This window comes from Pseudomonas sp. FG35 (assembly GCF_057809295.1).
Genome location: NZ_JBMDJR010000033.1, coordinates 1 through 7,618, shown reverse-complemented (window position 1 = coordinate 7,618; position 7,618 = coordinate 1). Strand labels below are relative to the sequence as shown.

General features: G+C 59.9%; 8 protein-coding genes and 1 pseudogene. 7 read left to right on the top strand and 2 right to left on the bottom strand.

Going from position 1 to position 7,618, the window contains the following annotated elements:
• Positions 1 to 222, top strand: a 222-nt coding sequence (locus ACODTD_RS28755; RefSeq protein WP_489105443.1) for a hypothetical protein, incomplete at its 5' end; no start/stop codon positions are given.
• On the opposite strand, the gene ACODTD_RS28750 is transcribed toward ACODTD_RS28755, so the two are convergent.
• Positions 192 to 1,328: a catalase family protein gene (locus ACODTD_RS28750; RefSeq protein ID WP_221616152.1), complete on the bottom strand. Its 1,137-nt coding sequence runs from the start codon at positions 1,326 to 1,328 to the stop codon at positions 192 to 194. The genes ACODTD_RS28755 and ACODTD_RS28750 overlap by 31 nt on opposite strands.
• Before the next feature lie 26 nt (positions 1,329 to 1,354).
• The gene (locus ACODTD_RS28745; RefSeq protein WP_285354600.1) at positions 1,355 to 3,163 is read right to left on the bottom strand and encodes a di-heme-cytochrome C peroxidase; all 1,809 of its coding nucleotides are present in this window, start codon (positions 3,161 to 3,163) and stop codon (positions 1,355 to 1,357) included.
• Positions 3,164 to 3,433: 270 nt separating this feature from the next.
• Between ACODTD_RS28745 and bamJ the strand changes: the two genes are divergently transcribed.
• From bamJ to ACODTD_RS28715, 6 genes and pseudogenes are all read left to right on the top strand, one after another.
• Positions 3,434 to 4,156 carry a BamJ family beta-barrel-assembly machinery protein gene (gene bamJ / locus ACODTD_RS28740; RefSeq protein WP_011333164.1) on the top strand — a complete coding sequence of 241 codons (723 nt, stop codon included), beginning with the start codon at positions 3,434 to 3,436 and terminating at the stop codon, positions 4,154 to 4,156.
• A 297-nt stretch (positions 4,157 to 4,453) separates the two neighbouring features.
• Positions 4,454 to 4,909 (top strand): YkvA family protein, encoded by a 456-nt coding sequence (locus ACODTD_RS28735; RefSeq protein ID WP_007950434.1) that lies wholly within the window; start codon positions 4,454 to 4,456, stop codon positions 4,907 to 4,909.
• A 114-nt stretch (positions 4,910 to 5,023) separates the two neighbouring features.
• Positions 5,024 to 5,365, top strand: a complete 342-nt coding sequence (locus ACODTD_RS28730) for a helix-turn-helix domain-containing protein (RefSeq protein WP_007950435.1) — start codon at positions 5,024 to 5,026, stop codon at positions 5,363 to 5,365.
• On the top strand, positions 5,362 to 5,733 hold the full coding sequence (locus ACODTD_RS28725) for a hypothetical protein (protein ID WP_003223109.1): 372 nt from the start codon (positions 5,362 to 5,364) through the stop codon (positions 5,731 to 5,733). The genes ACODTD_RS28730 and ACODTD_RS28725 overlap by 4 nt, the downstream gene beginning before the upstream one ends.
• Positions 5,734 to 6,141 carry an SEL1-like repeat protein gene (locus tag ACODTD_RS28720; RefSeq protein WP_201820494.1) on the top strand — a complete coding sequence of 136 codons (408 nt, stop codon included), beginning with the start codon at positions 5,734 to 5,736 and terminating at the stop codon, positions 6,139 to 6,141. It abuts the gene before it with no gap.
• Between the two features lie 225 nt (positions 6,142 to 6,366).
• A pseudogene (locus tag ACODTD_RS28715) lies at positions 6,367 to 7,618 on the top strand (type IV secretion protein Rhs); the annotation flags it as partial.

Sequence of the window (7,618 nt, the reverse complement as noted above, 5' to 3'; positions counted from 1 at the left end):
CCTGTCACGCCGGGGGTCGCGGGTTCGAGTCCCGTCCGCTGCGCCATATTCGGTACCTGGAACACTGAACGCCAGGTCACCACAGAAAGCCCGCCTGGTGCGGGCTTTTTGCTGTCCGGGATTTGGCTTTTTGCCGCGCCTGAACATGAGAAAGCGACCTTTGATGGTCGCTTTTTTCGTTTCTGGCGCTGCTATTGCGCCGAATTGCGGCTGTGGCGGTAATCGCTGACCGCTTCATACACCGCTTTGCGCAACCGGTTGATCCCGCCAATCGGGCGATGGGCCTCGATACCGAACCAGGGATTGAACGACAGGTTGTCGCATTGCAGATTCATTGCCGGGGTGTCGAAGTCCTGCGGGGGCAGGGTGATCCTCGCCACTGTCTGGAATGGGCTGTCCTGCTCGCGCCATTCGATGCTGGTGTCTTCGATCGGCATGTACTTGTTCGCGTCCTGGCGCTGGATCTGCAACACAAAACACGCCGGAATTCGATCGGTCGACAGCTGTTGATTCAACGCGTTGCGCAGGAAGTTCGGCAGATCCTGGTTCTGTTTCGGCAGGGTGTACGCGGGGCAGCGCTCCGGATCCGGCATCACCCGAAACTTGGCATTGGCCTCGCCGAACTTGTAAGGCGATACCGAGAAATATGTGGTGCGGGTCGGGCTTTCCGGTGGTGGCGAAAGGGTCGCCAGCGCAATGAACAGATGTCGGATCTGCCAGCTGCGCGGATCCCACCCCGGAAAAAACGCCATGACCTTCTTTCCGTCAGCCTGCGCCGCCACATTCTGACGATATTCAGCGACATCACTGACGAAGAAATTCGGATGGCTGAACATCACGAAATCCTGCTCGTGCAGACCCTGACGGTCCCCCAGCAACTGCTTGCCCGGCACATCGAGCAATTTGAGCGCCATGCCCCGGGCGTCGCGGATGCTGTCGAATTGCGGATAGGCGTTGCCGTTGGACAGGCGCATCGTCGCTTTCCACAGCTTGCCCGGTTCGCTGAAGACGCCCTGGCGCAGTTCCTGAGCCAGATCCGCCAACACCTGCACATCGGCCTTCACGCAGCCATGGGCCTTGGCATGGGCGTCGCGCAGATAGCGGGTGCTTTCGCGGTGCTGATCGACGATGCGCACGGCGGTCTGAATTACATCCTGGGTCATGGCGGCTTCGCCATCCGGAATCTGCTCCAGCGCCGACACCGGGCCACGGTGCTGCCAGGCGAACCAGGCGGTCGTCAGGGCCCAGCCGATCAGACCGATCACCAGCAAGATCAGCAGGGTTTTGCCCAGTAACCGTCCCAGCCAGAGCCAGAAACGCGCCAGCATCGAAGGTCTTTTGAAGGAATTGAAGATCATGGCAGTTGCGCCTCCAGCGGGCCGCCCAGCACTTTCAGGTATTCAAGCAGCGCCCAGCGCTCTTCTGGCTGCAGCAGTCGGCCGATGACGCCATTGCCGCGTTCGCCGGCGCGAAATTCGTGGCCGCTGTTGTGGTTGCCGGTGATGCGGGTGTCGAACAGGAAACCGTTGGTGAAAGCTTCGGTGCGATAGCCCAGATGGCGCGGGTCGTATTCGAAGGTGCCTTTATAGAAGGTGGTGGCGCGCTCGTCCTGAGGCGACAGCAACTGATAAAGGCTCGGCACCGAGCCGTTGTGCAGGAATGGGGCCGTGGCCCATACGCCGGCGAGCGGACGCGCTTTGTAGGCGACTTTTTCGCGAACGCCGATCGGCAGACCGAAGCCATCGAGCTGTGGTTTCTCGGCAGCGGTGACGCCCGCTTCACGGTATGCACGGTTTTCCACGAAGGCGGTGACGTAAGCCAGTCCCTTGGCCACCGACAACTGGCTGAGGTCCAGCGGCTCCTTGGGTTTGGGGTGCCACTTCACGTCCATTTGTTCGAGTTCCGCCGGGTTCCATTGCAGAGCGGTCAGGTCGAAACGGTGATTGGCAATGTTGTTGGCGGCGTTCGGGTCGGTGCCGATGACGTCCACCGGTAGCATGTGCAGGTGTTGCACCCAACGCTCGCCTTCCTGGGTTTGACGCGGGACGTGGCATCCGGCGCAATTCTCGGCGAACAGGGCTCGCCCCTTGGCTGCCAAGGGTCTGTCGACGACGCCGAGCAACTCCTCAGGCCATGCCGGCGGTCGCAGTCTTTGCAGGGTTTCTTCGATCTTGTGCAGATCACGCACACGTACGCTGGAGGCATAGCGCTCATCGCCTTGCAGCGGCTGGCCGTTGGCGTCGAAGAAATTCAGCGTGGCACCGACGCCCAAAGCCTCGCCGATATTGCGCGCCATCGGTTGTTGCGCCGAGCCGTTCCACTGCACCCAGTCGAAGGTCCACATGTCCCACAGCTGTGGGTAATCCACCGGGGCATTGGCCACGCGGTAATTGTTTGGGGATATCGCATCGCCGAAGGTCGCGTTGGCGATACGCCCGAAGGCATCGGTGCGGCCCGGGCCTTCTTCGGTGGGGTAGAGGCCACGGTGAGTGTCGTTCCAGGCCACTTTGATGAAGGTGTTCAGTGAGCTTTTGAAGTCTTTGCGCAGTTGTTCGTGGCGTGCGTCGTAGTCATTGCCCAGCACGTGGCGGGCGAAGCGCTCGAATTTCCACGGGTTGTAATAAGTCGAGGTGAGACTGGCGACCAATGCCTGTCCGAAACTGCCGCCGCGCAATGTAGGAACGCTGGAGGGCAACACATGCTGGGCCGAACCGCCGTCGATGCGCACTGCCTGGCCATTGAAGTGCAGTTCCCCGGTGTGGCAGGCCGCGCAAGTGATGTCGAGATATTGCTCGGTGCTGCCGGGATTCTGGTGCCGGGCGAAACCCACCGGCAGATTCCCCGGGTTGTCCGGCGTGGCTTTTTGCTGCGGATCGATCAGAAAGCCGAAGCGCGCGAGGTATTCCGGGGAGGCAAAGCGTTGCTGCGAGAACGGCAGCTCCAGCGCCTGGAACCATTCGTAACGCAAGCCTTTGACCTGCGTTCCCTGTGGGGTGAAGTAGTAGGTCTGGCGCTCTTGCTCAGTCCACTGATCCAGGTAATGCACCTGTTTCGCGGGCGTCGGGAAGGGCAATTTCGGATTGGCGACATAGTAAAGAACCACTGCCAGGACCAGTCCCAGCAGCACCACGATCAGCGTCAGCACACGGTATAAGAGGCGCAAGATGAACATCCTTGTCGATTTGTTGCGCTGTTATGCCTGAGGCGGGTGGTGTGCGGCAAGTGGCCATTACGCCAAGTGTTGTGGGAGGTGACATCAATTGTCGTCAGAGCCAGATGACAGAAGCTTCATCACGGCGTTGGCCAAATGCGTTTTAATCCCTGAACTTATCGGAAGATTCCTGCTCTCATGCCGGTAGCCATTGGTCGTGGCGGCCTGATAAGCTCGCGGCTTTACTCGATTGCCCTTTCGGCGCATGAACAAGGAAATAGCATGAAACAGCATCGGTTGGCGGCGGCGGTTGCCCTGGTTAGCCTGGTACTCGCGGGTTGTGATTCGCAGACCAGCGTAGAGCTGAAAACCCCGGCGCAAAAAGCTTCCTACGGTATCGGCCTGAACATGGGCAAGAGCCTTGCTCAGGAAGGCATGGATGATCTGGACTCCAAAGCGGTAGCCCAGGGCATCGAAGATGCCGTTGGCAAGAAAGAACAGAAGCTGAAAGATGAAGAACTGGTCGAAGCTTTCGCCGCGCTGCAAAAGCGTGCCGAAGAGCGTATGGCCAAGATGAGCGAAGAGTCGGCAGCCGCCGGCAAGAAATTCCTCGAAGAAAACGGCAAGAAGGCTGGCGTGACCACCACCGCTTCCGGTCTGCAGTACGAAGTGGTCAAGAAAGCCGACGGCCCACAACCCAAGCCTACCGATGTCGTGACCGTTCACTACACCGGCAAGCTGACCAACGGCACCGTTTTCGACAGCTCCGTCGAGCGCGGAAGCCCGATCGATCTGCCGGTCAGCGGTGTGATCCCGGGTTGGGTCGAAGGCCTGCAACTGATGCACGTTGGCGAGAAGTACAAGCTGTACATCCCTAGCGATCTGGCTTACGGCGCACAATCGCCAAGCCCGGCAATCCCGGCCAACTCGGTCCTGGTTTTCGACCTGGAACTGCTGGCCATCAAGGACCCAGCCAAAGAAGACGCCGCTGCCGCCAAGCAATAAACTTCGGCACCGGTTTCACCAACAACGCCTCGCTTATGCGGGGCGTTGTTGCATCTGGACGATGGTCGGCGTAAACAGACCGAACCGATGCTGGTCATGGCAGTCCTAGACTTTAAGGTGGCCCGCGTTAGACGCCCGGAGCCGCCAAGTCAATGAAATATTGGGATTTTTTATGTGAGTAAAAAACGCCCGATCTGAGCGCAGCCCTTATGAAACGGGGCTCTCAGCGCTGAAATGCAGCTCTGTTCACAAGGTTATCCACAATTTGTGTGGATAACATTTCAACGGGAGAAATAAATGAAAGCGCCGTGGAATTTCGCCCGATTCCTGCCTTTGGCCGGACGACTGCTGGCTCGAGGCCGCTTGCCGACGTTGTTGTTCGCCGTGGCCAGCAAAGGCGCCGCCCAAGGCAATCGTCTCGGCAAGCTGAAGGACGATTTGCGTCTGTTGCAGGCACTGTGTCTGGCGTACTGGCGCGGCGAGTACCGTGCGATCAGCGCCAAGGCGATCGTTTCGGTAGTGGCCGGTCTGATGTATTTCCTCAGTCCGGTGGATGCGATCCCGGATTTCATTCCCATGTTCGGCATGCTCGATGACATCGCCGTCCTCGCCTGGCTGATGAAAACCCTCGACGATGAACTGAATGCCTTCCGCCTGTGGCGTCAGCGCCAGGCGCCGGAAAAGCTCAGAGTGGTCGAGCGTCTGCCCGATACGCCCGAGCAACTTCAGCTTCAGGGGCCGAAAAAGTCCTGAATCGCGACAGCCTCGTACACAGATAGATACCCCCCACGACCTTGGCCGCTGTTAGGATTACACTTCTAGGGAAAAGTGCCGACTCGCTAAGTGTTGTTGTCCTACGGGGTAGTCATGGATATTCAGATAATTGCACGCGATGGCGAACCCGAATATGCGGTTTTGCCATGGGCTCAGTATCAGGCTCTACTGAAAGCAGCAGGCATCAACGAAGCACCGTCGCAACCGGCTCCGGCGCCGCTTGCGGCAACCCCGGACCCGATTCTTCCAGGTCTGGATCAGTTACGCAGTTTGCGCGAAGGGAAGGGCATCGCCATCGAGGCGCTGGCCCGCACGGTAGGCATCAGCCCGTCTTACCTGGCCATGATCGAAAGTGGCGAGCGTCTGCCCGACGCCGCGATTCGCCGCAGCCTGGCCTGGGAGTTGACGGTGCCAGGGTGGAGGGAACAATCGTGAGCGTACGCATCAGTCGTCAACATTGGGACGGATTGCTGGGGGAGCTGGATCAGGCGCGCAGGCAGCGCCATCTTTTGACTTATCGAGCCTTGCTTGAACGCCTGCAACTGCCCACGCCGGCCATGCAGACATTGACCGCGGCACTGGAGCATCTCGCGGCACTGGACGCGAAAGCCGAACAACCGTTGCGCAGCTCGCTGGTGATCAGCCAGGGCGCCAGCCGCCTGCCACGCACCGGTTTCTTTGAGTGTGTCGAGCGTCTGGGGCGTTTTTCCGGGCCGTCCGACGGTGTTGCCGCCGCCTCCTGGCATGCCTCGGAAGTGGTGCGGGTGTTTGAGTACGAATACCCGGAATCGGCGGAGGCCTGAGTGTTTTTACGACTCAAGGCGCGGGCAAGTTACTGGCTGGCCCGTAGGCTGTTTCACTGGTCGTGGTTTGTCCGTCAGCCCCGCGGCTGGCGCTGGCTCGAAGGACAGTTTGCGCGCATGGCCAACTTGGGCGATGTCGGCGCGCAAAGTTTTTACGGGCACATCCTCACGTTTCGCGGGGTGGGCCTGGGCGCACGTGAAGAAGGTGTGCGGTTGTTGCGACTGGCTGCGCTGGCCGGGGATGGCAAGGCGGCGTATCAGGTGGGTGTCATCAGTCTGGCAGGTACGTCGAGCAAAGCGCCGGATCCTTCGGAAGCCGCTCGCTGGTGGACCATGGCCGCGAAGGTCGGGCATCCGCTGGCCGAGCTCAAGTTGAAAGAGCTGGCCGGCCGAGATGCTTCTCGATAAGCAAATCATCTGTTCCGTGAACGGGGCGTGAGGGAAACCTCCCGCCCCGTTTTTGCGTCTGCAGTTCGATAAAAAACAGTTACAGACTTCTCCTACATCCTCTGCCTACTCGCCTGACTTCTTTTCTGTTTGATCCCCCGCAAAGTCCCTCGCCTGATTTTTGCGCGAGGGAACGCACATGTTTGACCCGGTTTTTCGTTTCGCCATGCGCATGGGAATGCGCTGATGGATGCCGTCACCCGCATCGAGCAAGAACTCGACAGCTTTCCCCGCACCCTCGATCTCTATCGCGAACAGCTCAAGCACTGGCTCAGTCGCTCGGCAGACGGCGTCAGTCATGCGGCTGATCTGCCTTCGCTGATGGGAATGGAGCGGATCATCCGTTTCGGTGAGCACAGCACGGCGGTTGCGATTGACGACAACCGCTTCTCCTCTGCGGTCGTGCAATGCCCGTATTCCGGGCGAATGGAGATCGAGAGCAAGTTCGAGTCGGCGTACGACATTCCGTTGGGCGACATCGTTGTCGATGTGGTGGCGGTGGAAGGCGGTGCAGTCGAGTCCGTCACCCTGGATGTTCAGGGCAAAGGGGTGTTCACCGGTGAAGCGGGCAAGTTTTATCGGGTCGTGGTGCACGGCGGCGCCAGCGAGCAGCAGGTTGATGCGCTTTTCGAATCCTACGATGGCCTGACTCGGCAGCTGGATGGCTGGCTGCGCAGCGAGTGGCAGGGTTTCAAGCCGCAGTGGTCGCAGTCGGTGGCCACGGCAGCCGGGAACGGCATGCTGGCCGGGAGTTGGGCGGCGATCGAGGGGGTGTGGGACAGCATCGGGTTGCTGTCGGAGATTCTCCAGGATCCCGGAAAGTTTGACGAGCGTTTGGGCAGTGGCGCCGCACAGCTGATCGCGTTGGCAGAAACAGCGCCGGAAATGATGGAGAAGCTTCAGTTGCTGGTCAGTGACGAAGCAGCGCTGTGTTTGTTGCTGCGAACTGCCAGCCTCTGGCTGGAGATGCTGCCACCCAGTGAAATTGCCGGGAAAACCGCCGAGGCGGTATCGATGGTAGTGGTGCAACTGCTGATCGATGTGTTGATTGGCGTTGTGTTGACCTTCGTTGGTGCCGGGGCGGGGATTGCGTATCTGACCTTGCGTCTGGCGGAGCGTGGCGCTCAGTTGCTGTCGGCGGTGACGCGCCTGGTGAAGGCGATGTTCGGCATCGTCAGCACCTTCATCGGCTACGTGAACCAGTACAAAACCGTCGCCGCACGGGGCATCGCCGCCGGGGTGAAAAAGGGCCGCATGCAATTGCGCTGGGATGCCCGGCGCAATGCCTCCCTGAAAAAAGACGAGCACCACGACGACACCCCGGATCAGGCGAAAAATCCCAACGGTGACAGCGCCGATTGTGCACCCCGAACCTGCACCAATGGGTGTCCGGTGTCGATGGTCACCGGTGAGGAATTGCTGACCCTCACCGATGGCG